The 23,946-nt window shown below is 67.7% G+C and carries 28 protein-coding genes and 1 pseudogene; 20 read left to right on the forward strand and 9 right to left on the reverse strand.

What is annotated here, in order from left to right:
• Nucleotides 1–22: 22 nt before the first annotated feature.
• From pstB to B9S57_RS21615, 3 genes are read left to right on the forward strand one after another with little or no spacing between them, the layout of a single operon-like run.
• Nucleotides 23–871 carry a phosphate ABC transporter ATP-binding protein PstB gene (gene pstB, locus B9S57_RS21605; RefSeq protein WP_103517217.1) on the forward strand — a complete coding sequence of 283 codons (849 nt, stop codon included), beginning with the start codon at nucleotides 23–25 and terminating at the stop codon, nucleotides 869–871.
• Between the two features lie 60 nt (nucleotides 872–931).
• The gene (locus tag B9S57_RS21610; protein ID WP_258036500.1) at nucleotides 932–1,723 is read left to right on the forward strand and encodes a response regulator transcription factor; all 792 of its coding nucleotides are present in this window, start codon (nucleotides 932–934) and stop codon (nucleotides 1,721–1,723) included.
• Nucleotides 1,724–1,748: 25 nt separating this feature from the next.
• Entirely contained in the window at nucleotides 1,749–2,042 is a 294-nt protein-coding gene (locus tag B9S57_RS21615) for a hypothetical protein (protein WP_103517218.1), read from the forward strand.
• 24 nt (nucleotides 2,043–2,066) lie between these two features.
• Here B9S57_RS21615 and B9S57_RS21620 read toward each other — a convergent pair whose 3' ends face one another.
• The gene (locus B9S57_RS21620; RefSeq protein WP_258036501.1) at nucleotides 2,067–2,669 is read right to left on the reverse strand and encodes a three-helix bundle dimerization domain-containing protein; all 603 of its coding nucleotides are present in this window, start codon (nucleotides 2,667–2,669) and stop codon (nucleotides 2,067–2,069) included.
• Nucleotides 2,670–2,891: 222 nt separating this feature from the next.
• Between B9S57_RS21620 and B9S57_RS21625 the strand changes: the two genes are divergently transcribed.
• Nucleotides 2,892–3,266: a helix-turn-helix transcriptional regulator gene (locus tag B9S57_RS21625; RefSeq protein ID WP_103517220.1), complete on the forward strand. Its 375-nt coding sequence runs from the start codon at nucleotides 2,892–2,894 to the stop codon at nucleotides 3,264–3,266.
• Here the strand turns inward: B9S57_RS21625 and B9S57_RS21630 are convergent.
• The 4 genes from B9S57_RS21630 to B9S57_RS21645 form a co-directional block, all read right to left on the reverse strand.
• Nucleotides 3,263–4,666: an FAD-dependent oxidoreductase gene (locus B9S57_RS21630; protein ID WP_103517221.1), complete on the reverse strand. Its 1,404-nt coding sequence runs from the start codon at nucleotides 4,664–4,666 to the stop codon at nucleotides 3,263–3,265. The two genes, B9S57_RS21625 and B9S57_RS21630, sit on opposite strands and share 4 nt — an antisense overlap.
• A gap of 95 nt (nucleotides 4,667–4,761) precedes the next feature.
• Nucleotides 4,762–5,085 (reverse strand): thioredoxin, encoded by a 324-nt coding sequence (gene trxA, locus B9S57_RS21635; RefSeq protein WP_103517222.1) that lies wholly within the window; start codon nucleotides 5,083–5,085, stop codon nucleotides 4,762–4,764.
• Nucleotides 5,086–5,111: 26 nt separating this feature from the next.
• Entirely contained in the window at nucleotides 5,112–6,095 is a 984-nt protein-coding gene (gene trxB, locus B9S57_RS21640; RefSeq protein WP_103517223.1) for a thioredoxin-disulfide reductase, read from the reverse strand.
• A complete protein-coding gene (locus B9S57_RS21645) occupies nucleotides 6,092–6,505 on the reverse strand; it encodes an arsenate reductase ArsC (protein ID WP_103517224.1) in 414 nt (137 codons plus the stop codon). Before B9S57_RS21645 ends, trxB begins: the two co-directional genes overlap by 4 nt.
• A 92-nt stretch (nucleotides 6,506–6,597) precedes the next feature.
• Here B9S57_RS21645 and B9S57_RS21650 point away from each other — a divergent pair, with 92 nt between their 5' ends.
• From B9S57_RS21650 to B9S57_RS21660, 4 genes are read left to right on the forward strand one after another with little or no spacing between them, the layout of a single operon-like run.
• Nucleotides 6,598–6,906 carry a helix-turn-helix transcriptional regulator gene (locus B9S57_RS21650; RefSeq protein ID WP_103517225.1) on the forward strand — a complete coding sequence of 103 codons (309 nt, stop codon included), beginning with the start codon at nucleotides 6,598–6,600 and terminating at the stop codon, nucleotides 6,904–6,906.
• Nucleotides 6,903–8,012, forward strand: coding sequence for an ACR3 family arsenite efflux transporter (arsB, locus tag B9S57_RS21655; protein WP_103517226.1), 1,110 nt, complete (start codon nucleotides 6,903–6,905; stop codon nucleotides 8,010–8,012). Before B9S57_RS21650 ends, arsB begins: the two co-directional genes overlap by 4 nt.
• Nucleotides 8,012–8,149 carry a hypothetical protein gene (locus B9S57_RS34565; protein ID WP_181011430.1) on the forward strand — a complete coding sequence of 46 codons (138 nt, stop codon included), beginning with the start codon at nucleotides 8,012–8,014 and terminating at the stop codon, nucleotides 8,147–8,149. Before arsB ends, B9S57_RS34565 begins: the two co-directional genes overlap by 1 nt.
• Nucleotides 8,146–9,201, forward strand: a complete 1,056-nt coding sequence (locus B9S57_RS21660) for an ArsO family NAD(P)H-dependent flavin-containing monooxygenase (RefSeq protein ID WP_103517227.1) — start codon at nucleotides 8,146–8,148, stop codon at nucleotides 9,199–9,201. The genes B9S57_RS34565 and B9S57_RS21660 overlap by 4 nt, the downstream gene beginning before the upstream one ends.
• Before the next feature lie 33 nt (nucleotides 9,202–9,234).
• On the opposite strand, the pseudogene B9S57_RS21665 reads toward B9S57_RS21660, so the two are convergent.
• Both B9S57_RS21665 and B9S57_RS21670 read right to left on the reverse strand, forming a co-directional pair.
• Nucleotides 9,235–9,588: pseudogene (locus tag B9S57_RS21665) on the reverse strand (ArsR/SmtB family transcription factor); the annotation flags it as partial.
• Nucleotides 9,589–9,720: 132 nt separating this feature from the next.
• Nucleotides 9,721–10,794, reverse strand: coding sequence for an NAD(P)/FAD-dependent oxidoreductase (locus tag B9S57_RS21670; RefSeq protein WP_103517240.1), 1,074 nt, complete (start codon nucleotides 10,792–10,794; stop codon nucleotides 9,721–9,723).
• Nucleotides 10,795–10,909: 115 nt separating this feature from the next.
• On the opposite strand from B9S57_RS21670, the gene B9S57_RS21675 reads away from it, so the two are divergent.
• On the forward strand, nucleotides 10,910–12,307 hold the full coding sequence (locus B9S57_RS21675; protein WP_103517228.1) for an NAD(P)-binding domain-containing protein: 1,398 nt from the start codon (nucleotides 10,910–10,912) through the stop codon (nucleotides 12,305–12,307).
• Nucleotides 12,304–13,533, forward strand: coding sequence for an MFS transporter (locus tag B9S57_RS21680; RefSeq protein WP_103517229.1), 1,230 nt, complete (start codon nucleotides 12,304–12,306; stop codon nucleotides 13,531–13,533). Before B9S57_RS21675 ends, B9S57_RS21680 begins: the two co-directional genes overlap by 4 nt.
• 226 nt (nucleotides 13,534–13,759) lie before the next feature.
• Here the strand turns inward: B9S57_RS21680 and B9S57_RS21685 are convergent, their stop codons facing one another.
• Entirely contained in the window at nucleotides 13,760–14,197 is a 438-nt protein-coding gene (locus B9S57_RS21685) for a pyridoxamine 5'-phosphate oxidase family protein (RefSeq protein WP_103517230.1), read from the reverse strand.
• Between the two features lie 814 nt (nucleotides 14,198–15,011).
• Here B9S57_RS21685 and B9S57_RS21690 point away from each other — a divergent pair.
• The 4 genes from B9S57_RS21690 to B9S57_RS21705 all read left to right on the forward strand — a co-directional run bounded on the left by B9S57_RS21690 (nucleotide 15,012) and on the right by B9S57_RS21705 (nucleotide 18,460).
• On the forward strand, nucleotides 15,012–15,455 hold the full coding sequence (locus tag B9S57_RS21690) for a hypothetical protein (RefSeq protein ID WP_258036502.1): 444 nt from the start codon (nucleotides 15,012–15,014) through the stop codon (nucleotides 15,453–15,455).
• Between the two features lie 3 nt (nucleotides 15,456–15,458).
• Nucleotides 15,459–16,574, forward strand: coding sequence for an MAB_1171c family putative transporter (locus B9S57_RS21695; RefSeq protein WP_103517231.1), 1,116 nt, complete (start codon nucleotides 15,459–15,461; stop codon nucleotides 16,572–16,574).
• A gap of 23 nt (nucleotides 16,575–16,597) precedes the next feature.
• Entirely contained in the window at nucleotides 16,598–17,785 is a 1,188-nt protein-coding gene (locus tag B9S57_RS21700) for an amidohydrolase family protein (protein WP_103517232.1), read from the forward strand.
• Nucleotides 17,786–17,905: 120 nt separating this feature from the next.
• Nucleotides 17,906–18,460 (forward strand): hypothetical protein, encoded by a 555-nt coding sequence (locus tag B9S57_RS21705; RefSeq protein WP_103517233.1) that lies wholly within the window; start codon nucleotides 17,906–17,908, stop codon nucleotides 18,458–18,460.
• 40 nt (nucleotides 18,461–18,500) lie between these two features.
• Here the strand turns inward: B9S57_RS21705 and B9S57_RS21710 are convergent, their stop codons facing one another.
• Nucleotides 18,501–19,349, reverse strand: a complete 849-nt coding sequence (locus B9S57_RS21710) for a helix-turn-helix transcriptional regulator (RefSeq protein ID WP_103517234.1) — start codon at nucleotides 19,347–19,349, stop codon at nucleotides 18,501–18,503.
• Between B9S57_RS21710 and B9S57_RS21715 the strand changes: the two genes are divergently transcribed.
• From B9S57_RS21715 to B9S57_RS21740, 6 genes are all read left to right on the forward strand, one after another.
• Entirely contained in the window at nucleotides 19,348–19,677 is a 330-nt protein-coding gene (locus B9S57_RS21715; protein WP_308457412.1) for an ATP-binding protein, read from the forward strand. The genes B9S57_RS21710 and B9S57_RS21715 overlap by 2 nt on opposite strands.
• Nucleotides 19,677–20,024 (forward strand): DUF4326 domain-containing protein, encoded by a 348-nt coding sequence (locus tag B9S57_RS21720; RefSeq protein ID WP_103517235.1) that lies wholly within the window; start codon nucleotides 19,677–19,679, stop codon nucleotides 20,022–20,024. The genes B9S57_RS21715 and B9S57_RS21720 overlap by 1 nt, the downstream gene beginning before the upstream one ends.
• On the forward strand, nucleotides 20,024–20,443 hold the full coding sequence (locus B9S57_RS21725) for a DUF6195 family protein (protein ID WP_103517236.1): 420 nt from the start codon (nucleotides 20,024–20,026) through the stop codon (nucleotides 20,441–20,443). Before B9S57_RS21720 ends, B9S57_RS21725 begins: the two co-directional genes overlap by 1 nt.
• Nucleotides 20,443–21,561 (forward strand): DUF2637 domain-containing protein, encoded by a 1,119-nt coding sequence (locus B9S57_RS21730; protein WP_258036503.1) that lies wholly within the window; start codon nucleotides 20,443–20,445, stop codon nucleotides 21,559–21,561. The genes B9S57_RS21725 and B9S57_RS21730 overlap by 1 nt, the downstream gene beginning before the upstream one ends.
• Nucleotides 21,562–21,644: 83 nt before the next feature.
• The gene (locus B9S57_RS21735) at nucleotides 21,645–22,196 is read left to right on the forward strand and encodes a hypothetical protein (RefSeq protein WP_181011431.1); all 552 of its coding nucleotides are present in this window, start codon (nucleotides 21,645–21,647) and stop codon (nucleotides 22,194–22,196) included.
• Nucleotides 22,197–22,796: 600 nt separating this feature from the next.
• The gene (locus B9S57_RS21740) at nucleotides 22,797–23,936 is read left to right on the forward strand and encodes an ISAs1 family transposase (protein WP_103515314.1); all 1,140 of its coding nucleotides are present in this window, start codon (nucleotides 22,797–22,799) and stop codon (nucleotides 23,934–23,936) included.
• Nucleotides 23,937–23,946 lie beyond the last annotated feature (10 nt).

Below are 23,946 nucleotides of genomic sequence, written 5' to 3' on the forward strand. Positions count from 1 at the left end.
TGACCTTTCGCAGGAGACCGCGATGAACCCTCCTTCCGAGACCACCGGCGGCACCCGGACCCCGCAGGTCGCCTTCCGTGACGCACCCTCCCTGTCCAGTCCGGTCTTCGAGGTCGGCAGCCTGTCGGTCTTCTACGGCAGCCACGAGGCCGTCCGCGACGTCAACATGCACGTCGGGCACCGGCAGATCACCGCGATGATCGGCCCCTCCGGCTGTGGCAAGTCCACCGTCCTGCGCTGCTTCAACCGCATGAACGACCTCGTGCCCACCGCGCGCGTCCAGGGCAAGGTCAGTTACCACGCGGAAGACCTCTACGGCCGCGACGTCGACCCCATCGAAGTACGCCGGCGCATCGGCATGGTCTTCCAGAAACCCAACCCGTTCCCCAAGTCGATCTACGACAACATCGCCTACGGCCCCCGGGTGGGCGGCTTCAAGGGCAACCTCGACGACCTCGTCGAGGAGACCCTTACGCACGCAGCGCTGTGGGACGAGGTCAAGGACAAGCTCAAGAGCTCGGCCCTGGCGCTGTCCGGAGGCCAGCAGCAGCGGCTGTGCATCGCCCGCACCATCGCGGTCAAGCCCGAGGTGATCCTCATGGACGAGCCCTGCTCCGCCCTGGACCCGATCGCCACCGCGAAGATCGAGGACCTGATGGAACAGCTCTCGCAGCAGTTCACGATCATCGTGGTCACGCACAACATGCAGCAGGCCGCCCGGGTTTCGCACCGCACCGCCTTCTTCACCGCCGATGTCGATGCCCAGGGCGAACGCCATGGGCGGCTGGTGGAGTACGACGAGACGGCCCGCATTTTCTCCAACCCATCCGACCAGCGCACCGAGGACTACATCTCCGGCCGCTTCGGCTGAGAGCGCACACGTGCCCCTCCGTGCCCTTTGCGCGCCGCCACACGTGAAGGAGTTACCCGGGTGACCCCCGAAGCGCCACAACCGCCGGACAACGCCCCGCCCCGCGAGATCGCAGGCGACCGGGCGGGAAGGCAGCCCGGCCTGCTCCTGGCCGAACCGGACGAGAAGCTCGCCGCGAAAGCCCTGAGCCGTTTCCAACGCGCGGGTATCCACGTCGTCGTCTGCCACGACGGCGCGGAGGCCCTCCTCCAGGTCGGCGTCCAACACCCCGACGCCGTCCTGCTCGCCGCCCCGCTCCCGGTGATCGACGCGGCAGCCGTGACCGGGCTGATCGCCCGCCTCCATCCGGTCCCCGTCATGGTGGGCGCCGGTCCCGATGGAGCAGAGGAAGCCACCTCCGCCCTCGCCGCCGGTGCGGTGGCCTTCGTGGCACGGCCCTACCGCATCGAGGAGATCCTGCCCCTGCTTACCGCCGGGCTGTCCCCCACCGCGGACCCTCACGGGCCCCTGATCGTCGGGGACATCGAACTCGACCCCGTCAGCTTCCACGTCTACGTGCGGGGGCGCCAGCTGGACCTTCCTGTGCGCGAGTTCCTCCTGCTGCGCTACCTCATGGAGCACGCGAGCCGGGTCATCAGCCGCCGCGAACTGACCCAGGCGCTGTGGGGCTCGGACGATCTCGACAGCAACACGCTGACCGTCCACGTCAGGCGCATCCGCAACAAACTGCGCGACACCGCGGGCAGCTGCTGCACCATCGACGCCATCCGCGGCATGGGTTACCGCCTGGAGTGCACGACCACGGCCACCGCCTCGGAAGCCAGCTCGGCGCACCCCGCCCCGACCCGCTGACGGCGGTTACGAGGGGAGCGGGCAAGTGCGGGAGGCTGACGGACCCCCGGAGGACTCCTACCTCGACCTCCCGGCGTGGGGACTGCTGCGCCCCCGGTGGTCAGCCGTCCACGGCCGCCACCACATCCCCGGCCTCGGCACCGTGCTGCACCGAAAGAAGTGGTACTCGGCGAAGGTACACATCCGCTTCCGGGCGGTTGGCGAAGGCCGATGGCAGTACGGGGTCACCGACTGGCCGACGCTGACGGAGATCATCACTGCCAGCACCCTGGCCGAGGCCCGCACTCTGATCGCCTGGTGCCTGCCGGCCGACCGATGACCCGAACCACCAGCCGGCGTTCACTCACGGGGACGGAAGGATCTCCTCCGCGAGCCGGTCGATCCGGACGCGCAACGCGTCCCGTACCGCCCGTGCGCTCTCGATGTCCAGACCCCCGAGGTCCGGCAGATCCCAGTCCAGGTAACGCCGGCCGGGCAGGACGGGGCAGGCGTCTCCGCAGCCGAGCGTCACCACCACATCGGCGGCCGTCACCACCTCCGGGGTCAGCGGCTTGGGGAATTCCTCCCCGCTGTCGAGACCGACTTCTGAGAGCAGCCGGCGGACCGCCGGGGCGATCTCCGCCCCTGGTTCCGAGCCAGCACTCAGGACACGTACCGACCCCTGTAGCCGGTGCCGCAGCAGGGCCGCCGCGAGCTGTGAACGCCCCGCGTTCTCCGTACAGACGAAGAGGACCTCGGGGACCGGCTTCGGCGACAAGCCCGCACCCCGTGCCAGCGCACCGAGCCGCTGGTCCGCGAAGCGTTCGACCAGTACGGGCAGGTGCGTCCCGACGCGAGCACCCGTAGCCAGCATCTGCGCGCACTCTTCGACGTAGCTGGCGACGGTCTGCGCCGAGAAGGCCAGGCGGTGACGCGCGGAGAGCCTGCGGGTGATGCGTTCGAACACGGCGCGAGTGCAGCGCAGCGGCGGCGTCGCCGAGCCGAGAGGAGCTTGGTCCTGCATGGCGTTCCTCTTCCGCTGAAGGGTTCGGGTACTCACCCACCAGCAATCATAGGCAAGCGTCTATGTATTGAGTAGTTTCTCGCCAAAGTGAACGCTCGGTGAACAGACGCCCGCGAGACGCCCTTCATCAGGGGAGACGGCTCGAACCGCGCTTATGGTGAATAGATGGCTATCACTACATTGGGCGCGGCGGAGACGGCGGTGGACGACGCGGACACGCAGTCCTGCTCGTCCGGTCTGGCCTGCCTCCTCATCGACCGTGAAGAGGCCCATCGCCTGGCCGACATGCTCAAAGCCATCGCCGACCCCACCAGGCTCCAGCTGCTGCGACTCATCGAGCGCGCACCGAACGGCGAGGCGTGTGTCTGCGACCTCACCGACTGCCTCGGGCTGCGGCAGCCGACCGTCAGCCACCACCTCAAGAAACTGACCGAGGCCGGGCTGCTGGACCGGGAGCGCCGCGGCACCTGGGCCTGGTTCTCCGTCAACCACGAGGGGTTGCGGCGGGTACGGGAGATCCTGGATCCCGCTGTCGATTAGGGCCGCTGTTCGCGTACCCAGCTCTGCGCTGCTACCTGGACGGCGTCCCACGGAGAGCCGAGCGGCGGCGTGTAGGACAGGTCGAGGTCACTGATCGCGTCGGCCTTCATTTCGTGGAACAGCGCCGTGGCGTAGAGGTCGACCCGCTTGGAGATTTCCGCGCTCCGCCGTCCGACGAGCTGAGCACCCAGCAGCAGCCCGCTCTCTCTGTCCCCGGTGATCCGAATGTCGATCGGGGTCGCGCCCGGGTAGTACACCTTGTGATCATCTGGACGCGACGCACTCGTCATCGGCATCCAACCGCGGCCCGCTGAGAGAGCTTCGTGATCGCGCAGGCCCGTGCGGGCCGCAACGAGGTCGAAGACCTTCACGACTTGAGTACCCAGACTGCCTGCGAAGCGCCGGTCTCCGCCCACAGCGTTCTCCCCGGCGACCCGCCCTTGCTTGTGTGCGGTGGTGCCCAGCGGAAGCCACGTCGTACCCAGAAGCCGGTGGTGGGTGACCGCGCAGTCGCCGGCGGCGAAGACATCGGGCAACGACGTCCGCATTTTCTCGTCGACCTCGATGGCACCCTTCGCGCCGGTTCGTGCGCCCGCCTCCACGGCCAGTGCCGTATCAGGCTTCACACCGACGACGATCAGGACCAGGTCCGCTGCCCGCAAGATCGGCGTGCCTTCGGGGCCCGTCGCCTTCACCTGCAAGATGCCGCCCGGGCTCTCCGCCCTAACGGATGAGACTGTGGTGCCGGTGATGACCTCCACGCCGTGCGCCTTGAGTTCGTCGTGCACCAGGGCGCCGAGTTCGGGGTCGACCGTGGGCAGTACCTCGGGCAGGGCTTCGATCTGGGTGACGGCGATGCCGCGGGAGGTCAGTGCCTCGGTCATCTCCAGGCCGATGTATCCGGCGCCGATGACGACGGCCGCGGCAGGCTGCCTCTCCTCGATGCTCCGCATGACCTGGAAGGTGTCGCCCATGCTGTGCAGCAGGTGCACACCGTCGTGCGGGCCGAGCGCGCCCGGCCCTGTCAGCCCCGTGATCGGAGGGCGGGTGCTGACCGCTCCGGTGCCCACGATCAGGGCATCGTAGGAGAGCAGCTCGGTCCGCCCGTCCCGTTTGCGCAGGGCAACCCGCCTTCCGGACACGTCGATGGAGGTGGCGCGCGTGTTTGTGCGCACCATCATCCCGGTGGCCTTGAGGTCTTCGGCGGTGCGGTGGGCCAAATCGGTCCAGTGCGTGACCTCGCCCGAGACGTAGTACGGGATGCCGCAGATGGAAAAGTTCGGGTAAGCGTCGGCGACCACGACGGTGACTTCGCTCCCGGGGTCGAGTTCACGGGCCCGGAGCGCGGCGCTGATGCCGGCGTCGCTCCCGCCGATGGCGACGATGTGTTTGCTGGTCACGGTGGACCTCCGGACAGGGACGGGCGCCGTACCTGGGCTTGGGAGCTGAGGGCGACCCGGTCCCGGCAGCGGCTGCCGGGACGCGGGGGCCCGGGTCAGGCGATGATGTCGCCGAGGTCGCGTTCGAGCGCGGCCTTCGGCTTGGCCCCGACGATGGTCTTGGCGACCTCGCCGCTGATGTAAAGGTTCATCGTCGGAATCGACATCACGCCATACTTGGCTGCCGTGGCCGGGTTCTCGTCGATGTTGAGCTTGACGATTTCGATCTTCTCGCCGTGCTCAGCCGCGATCGCTTCCAGCGAAGGCGCCAACTGGCGGCAGGGGCCGCACCAGGCCGCCCAGAAATCGACGAGGACGGGCTTGTCGCTCTTGAGGACGTCCGCTTCGAAGGATTCGTCGGTCACGTTCCTGAGAGCCATGAGAGCCTCCTTGCGTATCGGGTCGGTCAGACCGAGACCGCAGCCAAGGGCGGCTCGGCGGTCTTCTCGGTGTCGGCGAGGGCAGCGAGATAGCGCTCGGCGTCCAGGGCTGCCGCGCAGCCGGAACCGGCAGCGGTGATGGCCTGGCGGTAGGTGTGGTCGACGACATCGCCCGCACCGAAGACGCCGGGGATGTTCGTACGGGTGGAGGGGGACTCGACCTTGAGGTAGCCCTCGTCGTCCAGCTCCAGCTGACCCTGGAAGAGTTCGGTGCGCGGATCGTGGCCGATAGCGATGAACAGGCCCGTCGCGTCCAGGTCCCGGGTCGTGCCGGTGAAAGTGTCGCGGAGCACGACCCCGGCGAGCATGCCGTTCTCTTCCTTGATCTCGGCGATCTCACTGTCGAAGGCGAAGGAGATCTTGTCGTCGGCGAACGCGCGGTTCTGCATGACCTGGGAGGCCCGCAGGGATGAGCGTCGATGGACGACGGTCACCGACTTAGCGAAGCGGGTGAGGAAGGTGGCCTCTTCCATCGCCGTGTCGCCGCCACCGACCACGACGATGTCCCGGTCACGGAAGAAGAAGCCGTCACAGGTCGCGCACCAGGAGACGCCACGGCCCGAGAGCGCTTCCTCGTTCGGCAGGCCGAGCTTGCGGTAGCCGGAGCCGGTCGACACGATCACGACCTTCGCGCGGTGGACGGTGCCCTCGCTGTCGGTGAGCTCCTTGACGTCACCGGCCAGGTCGACGGAGACGATGTCGTCGTCGATCATCTTGGCTCCGAAGCGCTCAGCCTGGGCCCGCATGTTTTCCATGAGGACCGGCCCGTCGATTCCCTGCGGAAAGCCGGGGAAGTTCTCCACCTCGGTGGTGGTCGTGAGCGCACCCCCGACGAAGATCGAGCTGCCGAAGACGACGGGCTTCAGCTGGGCGCGCGCGGCGTACAGGGCGGCGGTGTAGCCGGATGGGCCGGAGCCGATGATGATGACGTTGTGTATGTCGGTGCTCATGCCGTCTTCTCCGGGGCGATCTCGGCGATCAGGCCCTCGACCATGACCTTGATCTCGTCACGGATCGGCCGCACCGCCGCCACGCCCTGACCTGCCGGGTCTTCCAGCTTCCAGTCCAGGTAGCGCTTACCGGGGAAGACGGGGCAGGTGTCGCCGCAGCCCATCGTGATGCAGACGTCGGACTCCTTCACCGCGTCGACGGTGAGGATCTTCGGGGTCTCGGCGGAGATGTCGATGCCGACCTCGGCCATCGCCTCGACGGCGGCCGGGTTCACCGCGTCGCCCGGGTTGGATCCTGCGGAGCGGACCTCGACACGGTCACCGGCCAGGTGGGTCAGCCACGCGGCGGCCATCTGGGAACGGCCGGCGTTGTGGACACAGACGAACAGCACAGAGGGCTTCTCGGACATCAGGAGGTCTCTCTCGTCTCACGATCAATTCAGGCACAAGTGACATCAGCACCCGGTGGCATCAGCGGCCACTGATGTGAGAGTATCAGCACATGATGACGTCAGTCGACACTGAACTGATCAGGGTGCTGGGCGATCCGCTCCGCTTCCAGATCGTGACCCTGCTCGCCCGCGAGACGCTGTGCGCCAGCCACCTGGTAGAGGAGACCGGCGCCCGGCAGACCAACCTCTCGAACCATCTGAAGGTGCTGCGGGAGGCGGGTGTGGTGGAGACCGAGCCGTGTGGCCGCTTCACGTACTACAAGCTCCGCCCCGACGTCATCGCCCAGCTCGCCGGCCAGTTCGCCGACCTGGCCGAATCCGCCCGCAACGCCGCCGAGAACAAGAGGGCCTGTCCGTGACCCCCACGCAAACACCCGAGACGATGACCGAGGACTCCTCGGTCGTTCAGAAGCTGTCGACCCTGGATCGCTTCCTTGCCGTCTGGATTCTCCTGGCCATGGCCCTCGGCCTCGGCCTCGGCCGCCTGATCCCCGGCCTGAACGACGCACTGGCAAAGGTGGAGATCGGCGGCATCTCACTGCCGATCGCCGTGGGCCTGCTGATCATGATGTACCCGGTCCTGGCCAAGGTCCGCTACGACAAGCTCGACGCGGTCACCGGCGACCGCAAGCTGATGGCCTCCTCGCTGGTCATCAACTGGATCATCGGCCCGGCCGTCATGTTCGCCCTCGCCTGGATCTTCCTGCCGGACCTTCCCGAGTACCGCACCGGACTCATCATCGTCGGCCTGGCCCGCTGCATCGCGATGGTCATCATCTGGAACGACCTGGCCTGCGGCGACCGCGAGGCCGCCGCCGTCCTGGTGGCGCTGAACTCGGTCTTCCAGGTCATCGCGTTCAGTCTGCTCGGGTGGCTCTACCTCGACCTGCTGCCCGGCTGGCTCGGCCTGGGCGAAGGCGAGACGCTCGACATCTCCATGTGGAAGATCGCCCTGAACGTCGTCATCTTCCTCGGCGTACCCCTGCTCGCCGGCTTCCTCACCCGCCGCCTGGGCGAGAAGAAGATGGGCCGCGAATCCTACGAGGCGAAGTTCCTGCCGAAGATCGGCCCCTGGGCCCTGTACGGCCTGCTCTTCACGATCGTCATCCTCTTCGCCCTCCAGGGAAAGACGATCACCTCGCAGCCGCTCGACGTCGTCCGCATCGCGCTCCCGCTGCTGGTCTACTTCGCGATCATGTTCTTCGGCAGCTTCCTGCTCGGCAAGGCCATCGGCCTGGCCTACGACCGCACCGCCACCCTCGCCTTCACAGCGGCCGGAAACAACTTCGAGCTGGCCATCGCGGTCGCCATCGCCACCTTCGGCGTCACGTCGGGCCAGGCGCTCTCCGGTGTCGTCGGCCCGCTGATCGAGGTCCCGGTCCTGATCGCCCTCGTCTACGTGGCCCTGGCCTGGCGTAAGAAGTTTGCCCCCTCCGCAATCGCCACCAGCACTACGCAGCGCTGATGCACAGCCTCGGCTCCCGCCCTCACCCCGCCTACGCCCCGGCCCGTGTCATCATCCGGCTGACGGTGGAAGCGACGCTGCGCAGGGATGTGGCGGGAACCGAGGCGCCCGGCTTCCGTACGGTGGTGGCCTGGTGACGCGAGCGGTGGATGTAGTGGTGATCGGCGGCGGCCAAGCAGGGCTCGCCGCCGGTTACTACCTGCGCCGTCAGAACCTCGACTTCGTCATCCTCGACGCCCAGCCCACACCGGGCGGCGCGTGGCAGCACACATGGGACTCCCTCCGCCTGTTCTCCCCGGCCGCGTACTCCTCCCTCCCGGGCTGGCTGATGCCCGCCCAGGACGGAGCGGAGTACCCGGACTCGGATCACGTCGTCCAGTACCTGTCCGCGTACGAACAGCGCTACAGCCTGCCCATCCAGCGGCCGGTCCGAGTGCAGGCTGTGCACCGTGCCGGTGAGTGGTTGCGGGTCGAGACGGACACGGATGTCTGGTCCGCCCGCGCCGTCGTCTCAGCGACCGGGACCTGGCGGCGGCCGTTTCTCCCCGGAGTCCCCGGTCGCGAAGCGTTTGGCGGCCGTCAGCTGCACACCGTGCAGTACCGCAACCCTGGCGAGTTCACGGGGCAACGGGTCATCGTGGTCGGTGGCGGCAACTCCGGCGCGCAGATCGCCGCCGACCTCGCGCCGCACACGGACCTGACCTGGGTCACTCAACGGCCTGCGCGCTTCCTCGCCAACGACATCGACGGCCGCGCTCTCTTCGACGCCGCCACCGCCCGCCGCCGCGCCTTGGACACCGGGGACACGGACACTGGGGGCGTCGCCTCGCTGGGCGACATCGTCGCCGTCGCACCGGTCCGCGCCGCACGTGATGCCGGCCTCCTCAAGGCCCAGCCCATGTTCGCCCGCCTCACCGAGGACGGTGCGGAGTGGGCGGACGGAACGAGAGCGGAAGCCGCAGCGGTCATCTGGTGCACAGGCTTCCGGCCCGCCCTGTCGCACCTCGCTCCGCTCGGCCTGCGCGGCGATGGTGGCCACATCGCCACCGACGGCACCCGGTCTGTGAACGAATCTCGCGTGCATCTCCTCGGCTACGGCGATTGGACGGGGCCCGCCTCGGCCACGTTGATCGGGGTCGGGCGCCCCGCGCGGGACGCTGTCCGCGAGATCGCCGATCTGCTGGCCTGATGCGTCCTCGTTAGCGGGTCGACAGGGCGGTCGGGCGGCGGCAGTCAGCAGTTGCCCCATGGCCGCAAGGACAGAGGGCTCCACGCGGTAGTAGACCCACGTCCCGCGCCGCTCGGAGGTGAGCAGGCCCGCCTCCCGCAGCTTCTTCAGATGATGGGAGACCGTCGGCTGGGAAACGCCGACATCGGAGATATCGCACACGCACGCCTCGCCGCCCTCGTGCGAGGCGACCGCGGAGAAGAGGCGTAGGCGGACCGGGTCACCGAGCGCTTTGAACATCTTTGCCGTCCGCTCGGCCTCCTCCGCGCTCAGCGGCCGTTCGGTCAGCGGCGGGCAGCACGGCACGACTACCGGCTCCAGCACAGGCAATGACCTGGTATTCGACATACGCCTATGTTGACACACATCGAATCAGCGGGCGAGGGGATGGCAGGCCGTACCCACTGCAAGACGGTCAGGGACGGGAGCGAGTCAGAGGCGCCTCGCCCGTAACTCGCTCCCGGTTTCGCGGCCAGCGCCTCAGAGGCCGACAACGGCCGGTGCCTTGCGGATATGAGCGACCAGGGGAGGAACGACGTAGTCGGCGTCGATACCCACACCGCGCAGGGTGTTGGAGGCGAAGAACCGCTGAAATTCGAGACCCAGGTAAACCAGGCCTGGATCGGTCAGGGACAACCCGCCGCTGTGCAGCGGCATGCCGTTGGCGTCCAGGGCGCCAAGCGGCTTCAGGTAGTCCAGGCTGGGCCGGTATCCCGTGGCCAGCAGGACGATGTCGGTCTTCTCCCGGCTGCCATCGGCCCATACGACCGCATCGCCTTCGAGGGCAGTGAACATCGCACGCCTGGCCAGACGGCCGCTCTCCAGAGCCTTCCGGTAGCGACCGCTGTCCAGGACGAGGGTGCCGCCGACGTAGTGGATCAGCCAGGCCGGCGGCAGCTGGTCGAATCCGGTGGACGTCAGCCAGTGGTGCACGTCCCGGCCCTCCCGTATCTGCGAGAGGAACTGCACGGGGTTGCGACTGGCGAGCGCCACCTCAGCCACCTTTGCGAGTTCGTAGCCGACCTGGACAGCCGTATTACCGCCCCCCACGACAACGACCTTCTTGCCCACATACGGCGCGGGGCTGCGGTAATCGGCAGCGTGCACCACCTCACCAGTGAAGCCTTCCTGACCAGGCAGGGCCGGCCGCAACGGGTTGCCGAAAGCGCCCGTGGCCGCGACGATCCCGGCCGCCCCCACGCTCTGACCGTCGGCGGTAGCCACGGTGAACCCGTCTCCGTCCCGCTCGACGCTGACGACGCAAGAGCGCGTACGGACTTCGACTTCCAGGCGGTCCGCGTAGCGGCTCAGGTAGTCGACGACCTCATCCCGGTGCGGATAGCGGTCTCCATCTCCGCCGAACGCCAGGCCCGGCAGGGCACTGAATCGCGCCGGGGAGAACAGCGCGAGGCTGTCGTAATACCGCGACCATGAACCGGCCGCGCGGTCCGAGGCTTCCAGAACGACCGGCCGAAGCCCCTCCCGCACCAGCGCTTCAGCAGCAGCAAGGCCGGACTGCCCTCCACCGATCACCACAACATCGAATTGCTCCATCACGCGCTCACACCATTCCAGGTTCGACGAATGTCTATGTTGACGTCTATCAATACAGGTGGCATGCTGGCGGTGCAAGCCATCGACGGACGTCGAAACAATCTGGGGAGTCACCGTGAACGCGCCCACCACCGCCCTGCCCACCGTGGTGATCGGAGCCGGCCCCACTGGCCTGGCTGCTGCCGCCCACCTCGCCGGGCACGGCATGGAAACCCTGGTCCTGGAAGCCGGCCCCGCGGCTGGCAGCGCGGTGCGCGAGTGGGGGCATGTGCGGCTGTTCTCGACGTGGTCCGAGGTCGTGGACCCGGCCGCCGAGAAGCTCCTGTCCCCCACCGGATGGACGGCACCCGACGGTGCCACCTACCCCTCCGGCGCGGACTGGGCGGAGAAGTACCTCCAGCCGCTCGCCGACGTTCTCGGTGACAAGGTCCGCTACGGCGCCACCGTCACCGGCGTCTCCCGCCTCGGTCGCGACCGCATCGTCGACGCCGACCGCGAGCAGCAGCCCTTCACCGTGCGCATCAAGAACGCAGACGGCACGGAGGAGCGGATTCTCGCCAGGGCCGTGATCGACGCCTCCGGCACCTGGTCCACCCCCAGCCCCATCGGCGCCGACGGACTTCCCGCCCTCGGTGAGCACGCAGCCTCGGCCCGGATCTCCTACCGCATCCCCGACCTCAAGGACCCTGCCGTCCGCGCCCGGTACGCCGGAAAGCGCACAGCAGTCATCGGTTCCGGCGCCTCCGCCTTCACCGCGCTCGCCACGCTCGCCGACGTCGCGAAGGACGAGCCCGGCACCCACTCCGTCTGGATCCTGCGCCGCGGCATCAGCGGCTCCACCTTCGGCGGCGGCAGCGCCGACCAGCTCCCCGCCCGCGGCGCCCTGGGTCTGGCGGCAAAGGCTGCCGTCGACAACGGGTATGCCGATGCCGTCACCGGCTTCCGTACCGAAGTCATCGAGCGCGGTGGCGACGAGCGCCTGACCCTGGTGGCCGAGGACGGGCGACGGCTCGACCCGGTGGACGAAGTCATCGTCCTGACCGGTCTGCGCCCCGACCTGTCGTTCGTGTCGGAACTCCGCCTCGGTCTGGACGAGCGCCTTCAGGCCCCGGTCGAGCTGGCTCCGCTGATTGACCCCAACCAGCACTCCTGCGGCACCGTCTACCCCCATGGCCACCGCGAACTCTCCCACCCCGAACAGGGCATCTATCTCGTCGGCATGAAGGCCTACGGCCGCGCCCCCACCTTCCTCGCCATGACCGGCTACGAGCAGGTCCGCTCCATCACCGCCGCCTTGGCCGGTGACGTGGAATCCGCCGACCGCGTCGAGCTCACCCTCCCCGAGACCGGGGTCTGCGGCGGCGCCGGGCTCTTCGACGATCCTTCTGCGGGAGAGGCTGACGGCGGCGGTTGCTGCGCTCCGGCGCCCGCCCTGGTCCAGATCGGTGCTGCTGCACCCGCTTCCACTGCAGCGACCGACGAGCCCGCGTCGTCCGGTGGCTGCTGCGCGTGACCGAGATCGACGCCCGCGGGGCCGCGACCGGAACTGGGGACCGGTCGCGGCCCCGTGCCGTACTCCCGGCCCTGTGCGCCACACAGATCACCAGCTGGGGCATCGTCTTCTACGCCTTCCCTGTTCTCAACCCGCAGATCACGTCAGCCACCGGCTGGTCGGCCGGGGCAACCACGGCCGCGTTCTCCTTCGCCCTGCTCATCTCCGCGTTCGCCGGAATACGAGTGGGCCGGATCATCGATCACCGCGGCCCCCGGACCGTCATGACGGCCGGATCCGTACTCGGCGTGCTGAGCATCCTCGTCGTCGCCGCAGCCCCGAATCTGCCGGTCTTCTTCACCGGCTGGATGCTGGCGGGCTTCGCAATGGCGGCCACCTTCTACCAGCCCGCCTTCGCAGCCGTCACCCGCTGGTGGGCCCCCGACCACGTACGCGCACTGACCATCGTGACCCTCGCCGGCGGACTGGCCTCCACCCTCTTCGCGCCCCTCACCGCGGCCCTGGCCGACCACCTCTCCTGGCGAATGACTTATGCGGTACTCGCCGTCATCCTCGCCGCCGTCACGATCCCCGCCCATGCGCTGGCACTCCGAGCTCACTGGCCCCCAGCACTACCGCCCGCAAAAGCCCACGCCGGCCAGTCCGCGAAGGCGGCTTCCCGCAGCCGCCCCTTCCGCATGCTCGCGGTTGCGCTCACCCTCTCCTCATTCACCGTCTCGGCCGTGGTCGTCGCTCTGGTCCCTCTTCTCCTGGAACGCGGCTACTCCACCAGCGAGGCAGCGTGGGCACTCGGACTGGGTGGCGCCGGACAGACCCTCGGACGCACCCTGTACGCGGCTCTCGCCCGCCGCACCGGCGTCACCGCCCGCACGACCACTCTGATTGCTCTCGGCGGCCTCACCACTGCGGCCCTCGCGATCGCCCCCGGCCCGTACGCCCTGCTGATCACTCTCTCGATCGTCGCAGGGATGGTCCGCGGCAACCTCACCCTGCTCCAGGCCACCGCGATCACCGACCGCTGGGGCACCACCCACTACGGCCGTCTGTCGGGACTCCTCGCGGCTCCGACCACCACCGCCTCCGCGCTCGCCCCCTTCGCAGGAGCCGCTCTGGCCATTCCACTGGGCGGCTACCCGCAATTGTTCGGCGCACTGGCAGTCGTTTCCGCACTTGCCTCGGTGACCGCACTGCGTGCTGCACCGCGCACGAACGCCCTTCACCGATAACGGGGTGACGCCCCGCTGTTTACGACAGCCACCGTGACGCGAGGCCCTACTTCGGGACCATCGGCAGAGACGACGCTTGCTTTCTGCCCTGCTGCCCTGCACGGTCAGCAGTGCGGCCAGGCGGACGGTGCCATGGAGAGTGCCATTGGGCAGGTCCGATCCCCGCAACCGCGGGACCGTAGATTTCGCGGACACTCACGCCCTGGCATCCGCAGGTCACTTGACGCTACGCAGCGGCCTGGGCTGCCTGCGGTCGAGCGCCCAAGGTCTGGCCCAATGCCCGTTCGATCGAGACCAAGATGACGACCCGCTCAGGGTCCGGGGCCGGCGTACGGCCATATCGCTTTCCGTAACGGGCAACCGCGTCTTCGACCACATCGTCGTCGGTACACACCTCCGCCACCCCTTCGAGGGTGGCCCACCGGCCTCCGTCTACCTGACACAGGGCCACGTGGGCTTCGCCACCACCCGCGAGAATGTTGGCCACTTTACGACTCGATTTGCGGGTGATAACTCGGGCCACTCCAGCGTCGACATCAAGTGTCACACCGACGGGCACGAGATGCGGTCGCCCATTGGGCCGCAGCGTGGTCAATGTGCACAGGTGGTACTCATTCCAGAACTCCAGGTAACTATCCGGCTGGGTGGATATCGCGTTCGACATGGCTGAAAGCGTAAACGCCTCAGTTGCCCGAACTGCCCCAGGGTGACCGCCGCCACGCCCCTCCCCGTCAGCCATTTTGTCCATTTCGCTGTTGTTTGCGCGCCTCTTCGCCCGACCTGAAGTCTCAGCTTGATAACGGAGTTACCTATCGACTCGCAAAAGTTGATTCGTTCACGCCAGACCCTAAAGACGCAGTTCAGAGGATCGTACGGGATTAAACAAGGTTGTTATACGTCACTTTGACCGATCGAAGTTACCTGCCATCTACACGAATCGATCATGTTCTTCAGGCCATGTCTTGTCTGAAGCGTCACGTACTGTCCAAAGAGGTTCCCGGGAGCTCCACGGGGCAACCCCGCTCGGGATGTCAGCGCGTATTCGCGTACGTGACGTCCGAGCACGGTGGGAAGCCCTGGATGCCCTGGCATCCCTTCCCCTGCGAGGGGGTTTGGTGGGGCGCAGGAGCACCGACTGCGGTCGGTTCCGGCGCCGGGAGCCGGTCGTCATCGACATGGGCGCGGTGGCGCCCGGCTCGGGGGAGCCATCAGAGCCGGTTGGAGGTATTACTCAGTGTTGTCGGATAAGAGTGGTCGAGACACGTCGGAGCCCAAGGTTCCCGCTCAGGACGGAGTCAACCGCCGTCGCCTTGGGCGCTGGCGTACAGCCACAGCCCGGACAGTGGAAAAGGATCTGCACCGTCTGATTCGGCGGGAGCTGCAAGACCTCGGGGTAACTCCCCCGCTCGACGTTCACGACCTTTGCGAGAAGCTGAGCCGACGGCGCGGGCGCCCGCTGTTTCTGCGTGCAGCCCCACATGCCCAAGCCCGGACCCTCGGGCATGTGGGCGGAGTACGACACCTACGACGTGATCCTGTACCAGCAGGAGACGACCGAGCTGCACCAGGATGGGATCATCCTGCACGAGGTCGGACACATCCTCGTGGCAGAGAACGAGAAGGCAGCCGAGGTCTCCGCCCGCGAGGTGGAGACGGATACACCGGATTCTGCCCCTGACGAAGACGCGGCGGCCGTCGACGTGGAGGGCTGGGCCACCCTGCTGCCGGTCTTCGGGACCGAGGCGGTCAAGCGTGTCGCCCAGCGTTGCTCGTACGACGACGGCGAGGAGTGCTCCGTCGAACTCGTGGCGACCATCATCCTGGAGTGGTCGGCCCTGCTCGCAAACTCCACTCCTCCGGCTGATGATCCCGCCCTGCGCCGGGTCGAGGCCGCTCTTGGCGACCGGCGGGGATGGCTGTAACTCGTGGAACTCCTGCTCCTGGGGCTCCTGGCCGCACTGGTCTGGAAGCTCTACCAGTGGAAGCGAAGCCCGCATGACGCACCTCTTCGCTCGGTCACCCTCTGCCTGCTCTGCGCTGCGCTCTCGTATCCCGTAGCGATGCCCGGCGGCGCGTCCGGAGTCGACACCGTCGCCGGCCACGGGACGGCGAAGCTGATCCAGAACGTGCTGTTGCTCCTGACGGTCTACTTCCTCATGTGCTTCTACCTCCACTCCGCCGCTGACGAAGAAGCGGGGCGTCGGCGGGCGCGCACGGAAGCCGTGCTCGTCGTGGTCGTCGCAGTCGCGATCACCGTGGCTGCGGTATCGGTGCCGCACGAGGTCTTCGCCGGCAGCTTCAGCACAGCCGACATGACGATTTTCCAGATCGCCTTCTTCTACGGCGGCGCTGGCCTCTACCTCATGTATGCCCTCGGCATGGCATTTCGGTGGACTCGCCGATACGCCCGCATGTCCCGGCGTCCGCACTCCACCGGGCTCTGGATGACCGCCGTCGGCCTGGGAGCGATGGCCGTAGCATGCGCGATTCGAGCCGTCATTGTCGCCGTTCGCTCAGCAGACGTAGACGTGCCACATCCCCTCATGGCGGCCGTGGCCTTCCTCTTGGTCGCATCAATCCTGCTGTTCGCCGCAGGTGTCACCTACTCCGGAGCCCGAGCGCGAATCTCCTCCCTACGGCTCTGGCTTCAACACCGTCGTCATCACCGTCGCCTCTCGCCTCTGTGGGAGTTGTTGGCGGAGGCGTATCCGGACAACGTGCTGAGGCCGGCATCCTCTGCCGCGCTGGACCGATGGCGGGCCCGTGGCGTGCACCGGCGCTATCACCGCCGCATCGTGGAGTGCCGCGACGGCCTGGTGGACATCAGCCCGTACCTGCTGGACGAGGGTGACGACAGCACAATCCTCAACATCGACTCCGCCGAGCTCGCCGCCCGGCTCCTCCGGGCCTCCGCTCGGATCGAGAAGGGGGCCCCTGCGCCCCGCCGCGCGGTCCCGCTCGCGATGGCGCTGGGGAGCGACCGCGAGTCGGATGTGAAACAACTGATTGCGGTATCCGACGAACTGCGCGCAGCCGCATGACCTCGCAAGATCAAGGAGTCACGATGCTGATTACCGGTGGACGAGTGCTCGTCGACTCGGGGACCTACTTGGAAGACGGGGCCGTTCTCATTGAGGGCGACTCGATCTCTGCCGTCGGGCCGCGCAAGGAGATCGAGGAGCGGGCCGGGGCCGACGTGCCTCGATTCGAGTTCGGCGGAACCGTGCTGCCGGGACTCATCGACGCTCACGTTCATTTGGCCTTCGATGGCGGGCCGGACCCGGTGACCACCCTCCAGGGCTCGACGGATGAAGCCCTGTTCGAGGACATGCGGCGGCGCAGCGAACAGCTCCTGCGCAGTGGCGTTACCACCGTCCGCGATCTCGGCGACCGCGGCGGACTGGCGCTTCGTCTGGCGGCGGAAATCAGCGATCGGCGTACACCAGGACCGAGGATCGTCTCCGCGGGCACCCCGGCCACCACCGTGGGCGGACACTGCCACTTCCTCGGCGGCGAAGTCTCCGGCGAAACCGAGATCCGCGAGCTCGTACGGCGCAACCTCGCGGCCGGGGCAGGCGTCATCAAGGCGATGGTCACCGGCGGCGGTCTCACGAAGGACGGCCCCAGGAGCCATCAGTCACAGTTCACGGCGGAGGAACTGGCCGCCCTGGTGGAGGAAGCCCACAAAGCGGGCGTGCCTGTCGCGGCCCATGCGCACGGTGCCGACGGCATCGCCTCAGCCGTAGAGGCCGGCGTCGACACCATCGAGCACTGCACTTGGATGTCGAGCGATGGCCTGGACTTCCGGCCCGACGTGGTTCAGCAGATCATCGCGAAGGACATCACCGTTTGCCCGGCCGTAAGCCCGCACTGGCAGATGCTCCCGCGCTTCTTCGGCGAGGAGCGCGCCAACGCGATGTTCGACCTGGTGCGACAGATGGCCGACGCCGGAGTCCGCCTGATCGCGGGGACAGATGCAGGCGTGCAGCGTGCGGGCTTCGACGGGCTTGCTCAGGCCCTGTCGTTCTACTCGCACCTGGGGTTGTCGAACGCCTCGATCATCGACATGGCGACGTCGCAAGCAGCTACTGCCCTGGGCCTGGGCGAGATCACGGGGAAGGTCGCTCCCGGCTTCCTAGCGGATCTCCTCCTGGTGGACGGTGACCCGCTCGCGGATCTCTCCGCACTGAGCGGAGTCCAAACCGTGTTCGCCTCCGGCGTGCGCCACGAACCGAACAGCACGGGACAGTAAGAACCTCACTCTGGTGCCCTGTTTCCTGATCCTCTCGGGTCCGTGGAACAGGGCACCAGTGCCGCTTCAGGAACAATTGGTGATTCGATGCGCATTAGGGCGGCTTGTAACGTAGACGGCATGCCTGTGGATATTCGTACTGTATTGCGTAAGCAGGAGGATGAGCTGCGGCGATTTCGCCGGAACCTGTTCTCTACCGAGCCGGCTGATAGCGGCCTGGCCTCTGTACTGCCCAAGGGCGTGCTGGAGCACTTGCGGGCGGAGGGAAAGACGGTGCCGCACCGCTTCGGACCGGTGCGCTCGGTGACCGACCGGCATGCTGTCCTCACCATCGTCGGGGACATCATCGACCAAGCCGTACTCCTGGACCGTCCTGGTCGGGAAGGGGCTGTGCTGACACTGTCGGTCGCCGCGCGGCACAAGCAGCTCGGCACTCGCCAGGCAGTTGACCCGGGGGAGGCGCGGGCCTGGGTGGAAGCGATCGTGGGCCCCAAGTGGCTGCCGCACTTCTACTCTGCTGGGGCCCTGAGCGGCTCCGCTGCGGGCGAGACTTCGCCGTCGAGGCCGTTGACGACGCAGTACTTCTACCTGTTCCTCGGCGCGGACGGTGTCCCGCACGGTGAGCCAGAACATCAGCTCGGCGTGCAGTTGACCCCGCTCACCCGTACGCCCTGACGATCACCAGAGGCCAGGGCGTACGTCGCCTGGTGCGGCACTAGTTGTTGGGGCTTGGACCGGTCTTCTTGTCCAGCACGTTGGCAACGTCGTTCAGGATCGAGAGGACATCGGCCGGCAAGCCCTCGTCGCCCATCCCGCGGGCTCGGATTGTGCCCACCTTGCCCTGCTTGGCCGCCGACATGAGGCGGAGTCCTTCGTAGACCTGCCGGGCCACGGACTCGTTCGGCTCGAAGTACAGCTTGGAGACGTCGAAGAAGTTGGCCAGACCTTCGAGGACCACGGGCACCGGTGCGTCGTCTCCACCCGTCCGCAGGGCCTCGATGTCCTCGGCCGATGTGACCTGGGAGCCCGCGTAGGCGTTCACCGAGTCCGCAATCTCCTGATCCCCCGGAGCGGTTCTGCCCGGGTAGGAGCGCTCCAGCAGGAGAGTGATCTTCTCTGCCAGCGTCTCCGGCACCTTCTCGGCCTCGGCGGCGTCCTCGTCAGCCTCTCCGAAAGACCGGTCCTGGGCGCGCTTAAGCTCGTCCTCGGTCACCCCATATGCAGCCGCCAGGAGAGGGACGTACCGATCCTTGAGCCGTCGGACGCCCTGCTCAGCTCCAGCCACCGGCCCATCGCTCTTGGTTCCGATGACCGTCCGCGTCTCGTACCGGTAGAGGCCGGCGTCGCACCGCAGGTCGGTCAGATCGGGCAAGCCCTTGCGCGGGAACAAGTCGTCCAAATCCTGGTTCAGCACCCGGGCGAGAGCAGGCAGCTTCTCTTGATCAGGTGTCGTCGCTCCCGACTCCCACCCCGCCACGGTCGAGTCCGCAGCGCCGAGGGCGGAGGCCACGTCAGCCTGAGAGACGTCCGCGGCCCGACGTACCGAACGCACACGTGCGGACATGTACGGCAACCTGCGCCCGTCACAGGTCATGGGGGCAGCAGAACACGAGCTGCAACGGCTCAGCCGGGTTCAGTACCTGCTCCTCGATGACCTCGGCACGGCGAAGACCTCGGAATGGACCGAAGAGGTCACGTACCGGCTGATCAACTTCAGGTACAACCACTGCTTGCCGACGATCATCACGTCCAACCTTCCGGCCCGTGATGAGAACGGCCCGGACCTGAGCGACTTCGTCGGTGCCCGCGTGGCGAGCCGTCTGGCCGAGATGGTCACGACCCTCGTGCCGATGATCGGCGCCGATCGGCGCCGTGGTGGGAGGGCGGCGTAATGCCCGTCCGCCTCCGCGGAGCGTCCCGCGACGCCGCAGCGCTGTCCACAGCCTGTGCCTACGTCGGTCCTCGCAGCCGGTACGCGAACCCCTTCACAGCCGGGGTGCGGTCCCCGCTAGGCCCTCCGATGGACGCTGCGGAGTCGGTGGACCTCTTCGCCGCCACGCTCCGGGGCCCGGTCGGACGTCACTACGCCGCTCGCTTCGCCCAAGTCCTGCGCGGGCTCGACCTGATGTGCACATGCCCCCTTGGCGCTCCGTGCCACGCGGACGTCCTCCTCCGCCTCGCCAATGAGCCCGGCGGCAGCACCGCACCCTGCACTACCGATCTTCTGGAAGGCCCCTGATGAGTCACCCGATCATGTTCGCTGCGGCCAAGCACCTCACCACCGCAGAGAAGCGGCGCAAGACCGCTCGGGAGGCCGCGTTCCTCACCTGGGGTCCGAGGTCGATCACCGCAGCGTCCAAGTACGCACGCACCCTCCTGGGGGACGCCGCAGTCACGCTCGACTGGGAGGTACTGGGGCTTCTCAGCTTCGAGGAACACCTGCAAGCCTTCGCGTCGCTCGACACGACCGGAGGCCAGCACCTGGAGCTTTACTACACCGATCAGGGCGGCACGGAACGAATCTCGCTGCGGCTGTCGTGCGTGAGCTGCCCGAGTCAGCATGTGCACGAGGTCACGTCCTTGGAACAGCTCGGACAGCTCCTCTCGCAGACCCCTGCCTGGCAGGACATCAGCCCGCGCGACGGGGGCAACCTCTGATGTCACACGCGCACATAGACACGGCGGCGGGAACCGAACAGCAGGAGAGCTACAGCCTGCGCGGAATGACGGCCTGGGACCGCAGTGCGATCATTCTGCTCGGCGCGGCCGGCTTCGCCTTCTCGTACGACGCACTGCGTCAGATCGCCCTCGCGATCCACGCCAGGGAGACCTTGTCCTACCTCTTCCCGGTGTTCATCGACGGGTTCATTGCCTACGGCGTGCGGGCGATCGTGCTCCTTCGGCACCAGCGGTTCGCCGCACGGTTCTACGCCTGGTTCTTGTTCCTCGCGGCGACTGGGGCGAGCCTGGGCGCGAACGCTCTGCACGCCATCACGTTGAACGATTCTCCGCAGGCCGGACGGTCCGCGCTGCACCTTACGGACAGCGTCGTCGGTGTGCTGTCGATGCTCGCGCCCCTCGCACTGGCCGGATCGGTCCACCTCTACATCCTGATGGCGCGGACGGCTGAGCGAGCGGTCCCGGACCGGGCTGACACGGGTCCCGGACCGGTCCGCGAGGAGTCTCCGACGCTCGAACGCGTCACGCTCCAGCAGGGTCCTCGTCCGCTGGAAGCACCGGCACCGATGCCTCCGCGGCGGTTGACGAGCGGTCCGTCCGCGCCGCAGGATGCCGCTGCAGTAACCGTTGACCTGCGGAAAGCCGAGCCCCTGCCCGACGTGGAACCACGTACGGAGGACGCTGCGGCTCACCCGTCCGCGGGAGCGGACGGAGAGGAGACGGAGGGTAAGAGCGCGGACGGACCGGGCGGCGGACCTGCGGACCACGCGCCGACCACAGCAGTGCCGGAGAGCACGAAATCCTCCGGCCCCACGGCGGTCCGGACCCCTACGGACGGCGAAAAGCCGTCCGTCCCGGACGACTCTGAATGCCCCCAGGACCGGGAGGCGGACGACGACTGGTTGGCAGAGCTGCTGCCGATCGCGCGGACCGCTACCGAGCGGGCCGGACGGACCAGTCGTGAGGTTGTAGGGGACGCCGTCCGCAAGCACCAGGCGATCAGCAACGACCGTCTTGGTGTGCTGCTGGCCCGGCTGAAGGAAGAGGACGACGAGGCAACGAGGACACCCGCCGCTGCCTCCACCGCCCTCTGGTGATCTCATCTCATGACGGGCCCGGGGCCTGCGTGGCTCGCGCCGTGCATGCCCCGGCCGGTCAGCTTGATCAGGAAGGAACGACGATGTGGTCTCGCCGACGCGACCGGGCGGAGGACGCCGTCCGCGCCGATGCCCTACAGGCAGCGTCCGCCCTCACGGTTCACCTCCAGGGCGGCGGCGATCTTGTGCCGGTCCAAGCGGACGGCGTTGCACTTGCGGCCGGTGAAGTCGCCTTCGCGGACGTGGCGTGCTCCGCCGCCCGCTTCTACGGGACAGAGGTCGACCACCCGACCTCGGCCAGCGGGTATTTCGAGGATCACCCGACCTTCGGCCGGCGGTGGGTGAGCAACGGGCGACTCGACGCCCGTCGGCGCCAAGAAGCGGAGGATGCCGCTCTTCCGCAGTGGCGCGATCACACCGCCGCCCACGTGGTGCTCACCTCAACCGGGGTACGGCTACTGCCGCTGAGGGCTCGTGAGTGGATGCCGTTCGACCACGCCCTTCTGACCGGGGTCGCTGCTGAGCCGTCCGCCGTCGTCCTCTCGTACAGCACGTGCGCACCCCTGCTCCTTTCCGGCCCGGCCGCGCCGTGGCTCGGCGTGGCGATCGAGCACCTGCGCCACGGGGGCGCATAAGAAGCCCGCAAAGCCTCCCCCCGAGCGAAAGCCGGAACTTAATTCCTGGAATTAAGTTCCGGCTTTTTTCGTGATTCGAGTTGTCCGCGAACCCCTGCAAGGATTCAGGCACGGCCAACGCCACAAGGCGTTTTCCGGCTGTAGAGATCTGCTCACGGTCTCGCCCGAATTACGGAAGGGGCTGATGGCCTTGATATGAGTAACGCGCCCGCCAGCTCAACCGTCTCGCAGATGCGAAACAAGATCGAACTCTTCCGCAGATGAGACAGGCAGATAGAGCTATACGCTCCGGCCTGCTTTGCGCTTTCCCCGGCACTCGCCGGTAAATCCCGCAGAAGGAATCCCCCTCCTTCCTGCGAAGGAGCGGCGCGGCCCCCAGCCCCCCGCGGGACCGCGCCGCTCGCAGGGCTTGCGCAAGTTCCCGGGATCGCCCAACTGGCGTGAGGATGCCGCGGGTTGGGGTGGACGACAGAGCGGACACGGGATCCGTGATCATTCAGGTGTCTAAGCCAAGTGATCAAAAGGGTTCCCGTGTCCGCTGTCTCATCTTCCCCGATCCCTGCCGTGTTGGCCAAGTTGGGGCCGCTCAATCCGGACGACATGCCTGACCTGCGATTCTTCCTGGAGGCGGTGCCCGATCCGCGCTCCCGGCGGGGCCGCTGGTACTCGCTGACCTCGATCCTGCTGGTCTGCGCGGCCGCCGTGGTCTCGGGAGCCCGGACCATCGACGAACTCGCCGAGTGGGGCGCCCGCGCCGACGCAGGGCTGCTCGCCGCGCTCGGCGTGCGCCGTCACCTGCTGTGCTGGCGGCATGCGCCGTCCAGGTCGGCGATCGGGAGGGTCCTCGAGCGTCTCGACACCGACGCACTCGATGCGGCCGTGGGCGCCTGGTTGGCTCACCGCCACAGGGCCGCAGCCCCGGGCAGGCGACGGGTGATCGCCGTGGACGGCAAGGCGCTGCGGGGCTCCGCCCGCCTAAACCAGACCCGCCGGCATCTGCTGTCCGCCGTCACCCACGGCTGCCCGGTCACCCTCGCCCAGGCTGAGGTCGGGGCCAAGACCAACGAGACACGGCACTTCCAGCCTCTGCTTGCACCGCTCGACCTGGACGGGGACGTGGTCACTTTCGACGCGCTGCACTCCGTGAAGGCCAACGTCGCCTGGCTGGCCGAGACCAAGAAGGCGCACTACGTGGCCGTGATCAAGCCCAATCAGCCCACCGCCTGGGCCCAACTGGACGGTCTGGACTGGCATGCGGTGGCCATCCAGCACACCGCCTCGAACAAGGGACACGGCCGTCGCGAGTCCCGCTCGATCAAGACTCTGGCCATCGCCGACAACCTGGGCGGCATCGCCTTCCCCCACGCGAAGCTCGCCCTCCGCGTCCACCGCCGCCGCAAAGAGACCGGCAGGAAGGAGACCCGCGAGACCGTCTATGCGGTCACCAGCCTCGACGTCCACCAGGCGAAACCGGCCGAACTCGCCTCCCACCTGCGCGGACACTGGACCGTGGAAGCCCAGCACCACATCCGCGACCGTACCTTCGCCGAGGACGCCTCCACCGTCCACGCCGGCAACGCACCCCGCGTCATGGCCACCCTCCGCAACCTCGCGATCGGAGCCCTCAAAGCCCTCGGAGCGACCAACATCGCGAAGACCACCCGCGCCATCCGCGACCAACCCGAACGAGCCCTCCCCATCCTGGGCATCACCTACAAGCACGACCTCAACGGAACTTGATCAAGCCCTG

This window comes from Streptomyces sp. SM10, from assembly GCF_002910915.1.
Lineage (GTDB): Bacteria > Actinomycetota > Actinomycetes > Streptomycetales > Streptomycetaceae > Streptomyces.

Coding starts and splice junctions, on each gene's coding strand:
- B9S57_RS21705 (WP_103517233.1), top strand. CDS start 17,906: ATGCCTGTGGATATTCGTACTGTATTGCGTAAGCAGGAGGATGAGCTG.
- trxB (WP_103517223.1), bottom strand. CDS start 6,095: ATGAGCACCGACATACACAACGTCATCATCATCGGCTCCGGCCCATCC.
- pstB (WP_103517217.1), top strand. CDS start 23: ATGAACCCTCCTTCCGAGACCACCGGCGGCACCCGGACCCCGCAGGTC.
- B9S57_RS21740 (WP_103515314.1), top strand. CDS start 22,797: ATGCCTGACCTGCGATTCTTCCTGGAGGCGGTGCCCGATCCGCGCTCC.
- B9S57_RS21710 (WP_103517234.1), bottom strand. CDS start 19,349: ATGTCCGCACGTGTGCGTTCGGTACGTCGGGCCGCGGACGTCTCTCAG.
- B9S57_RS21730 (WP_258036503.1), top strand. CDS start 20,443: ATGTCACACGCGCACATAGACACGGCGGCGGGAACCGAACAGCAGGAG.
- B9S57_RS21645 (WP_103517224.1), bottom strand. CDS start 6,505: ATGTCCGAGAAGCCCTCTGTGCTGTTCGTCTGTGTCCACAACGCCGGC.
- B9S57_RS21700 (WP_103517232.1), top strand. CDS start 16,598: ATGCTGATTACCGGTGGACGAGTGCTCGTCGACTCGGGGACCTACTTG.
- B9S57_RS21685 (WP_103517230.1), bottom strand. CDS start 14,197: ATGTCGAACGCGATATCCACCCAGCCGGATAGTTACCTGGAGTTCTGG.
- trxA (WP_103517222.1), bottom strand. CDS start 5,085: ATGGCTCTCAGGAACGTGACCGACGAATCCTTCGAAGCGGACGTCCTC.
- B9S57_RS21670 (WP_103517240.1), bottom strand. CDS start 10,794: ATGGAGCAATTCGATGTTGTGGTGATCGGTGGAGGGCAGTCCGGCCTT.
- B9S57_RS21690 (WP_258036502.1), top strand. CDS start 15,012: ATGCCCAAGCCCGGACCCTCGGGCATGTGGGCGGAGTACGACACCTAC.
- B9S57_RS21725 (WP_103517236.1), top strand. CDS start 20,024: ATGAGTCACCCGATCATGTTCGCTGCGGCCAAGCACCTCACCACCGCA.
- B9S57_RS34565 (WP_181011430.1), top strand. CDS start 8,012: ATGCACAGCCTCGGCTCCCGCCCTCACCCCGCCTACGCCCCGGCCCGT.
- B9S57_RS21625 (WP_103517220.1), top strand. CDS start 2,892: ATGGCTATCACTACATTGGGCGCGGCGGAGACGGCGGTGGACGACGCG.
- B9S57_RS21720 (WP_103517235.1), top strand. CDS start 19,677: ATGCCCGTCCGCCTCCGCGGAGCGTCCCGCGACGCCGCAGCGCTGTCC.
- B9S57_RS21650 (WP_103517225.1), top strand. CDS start 6,598: ATGATGACGTCAGTCGACACTGAACTGATCAGGGTGCTGGGCGATCCG.
- B9S57_RS21715 (WP_308457412.1), top strand. CDS start 19,348: ATGTACGGCAACCTGCGCCCGTCACAGGTCATGGGGGCAGCAGAACAC.
- B9S57_RS21735 (WP_181011431.1), top strand. CDS start 21,645: ATGTGGTCTCGCCGACGCGACCGGGCGGAGGACGCCGTCCGCGCCGAT.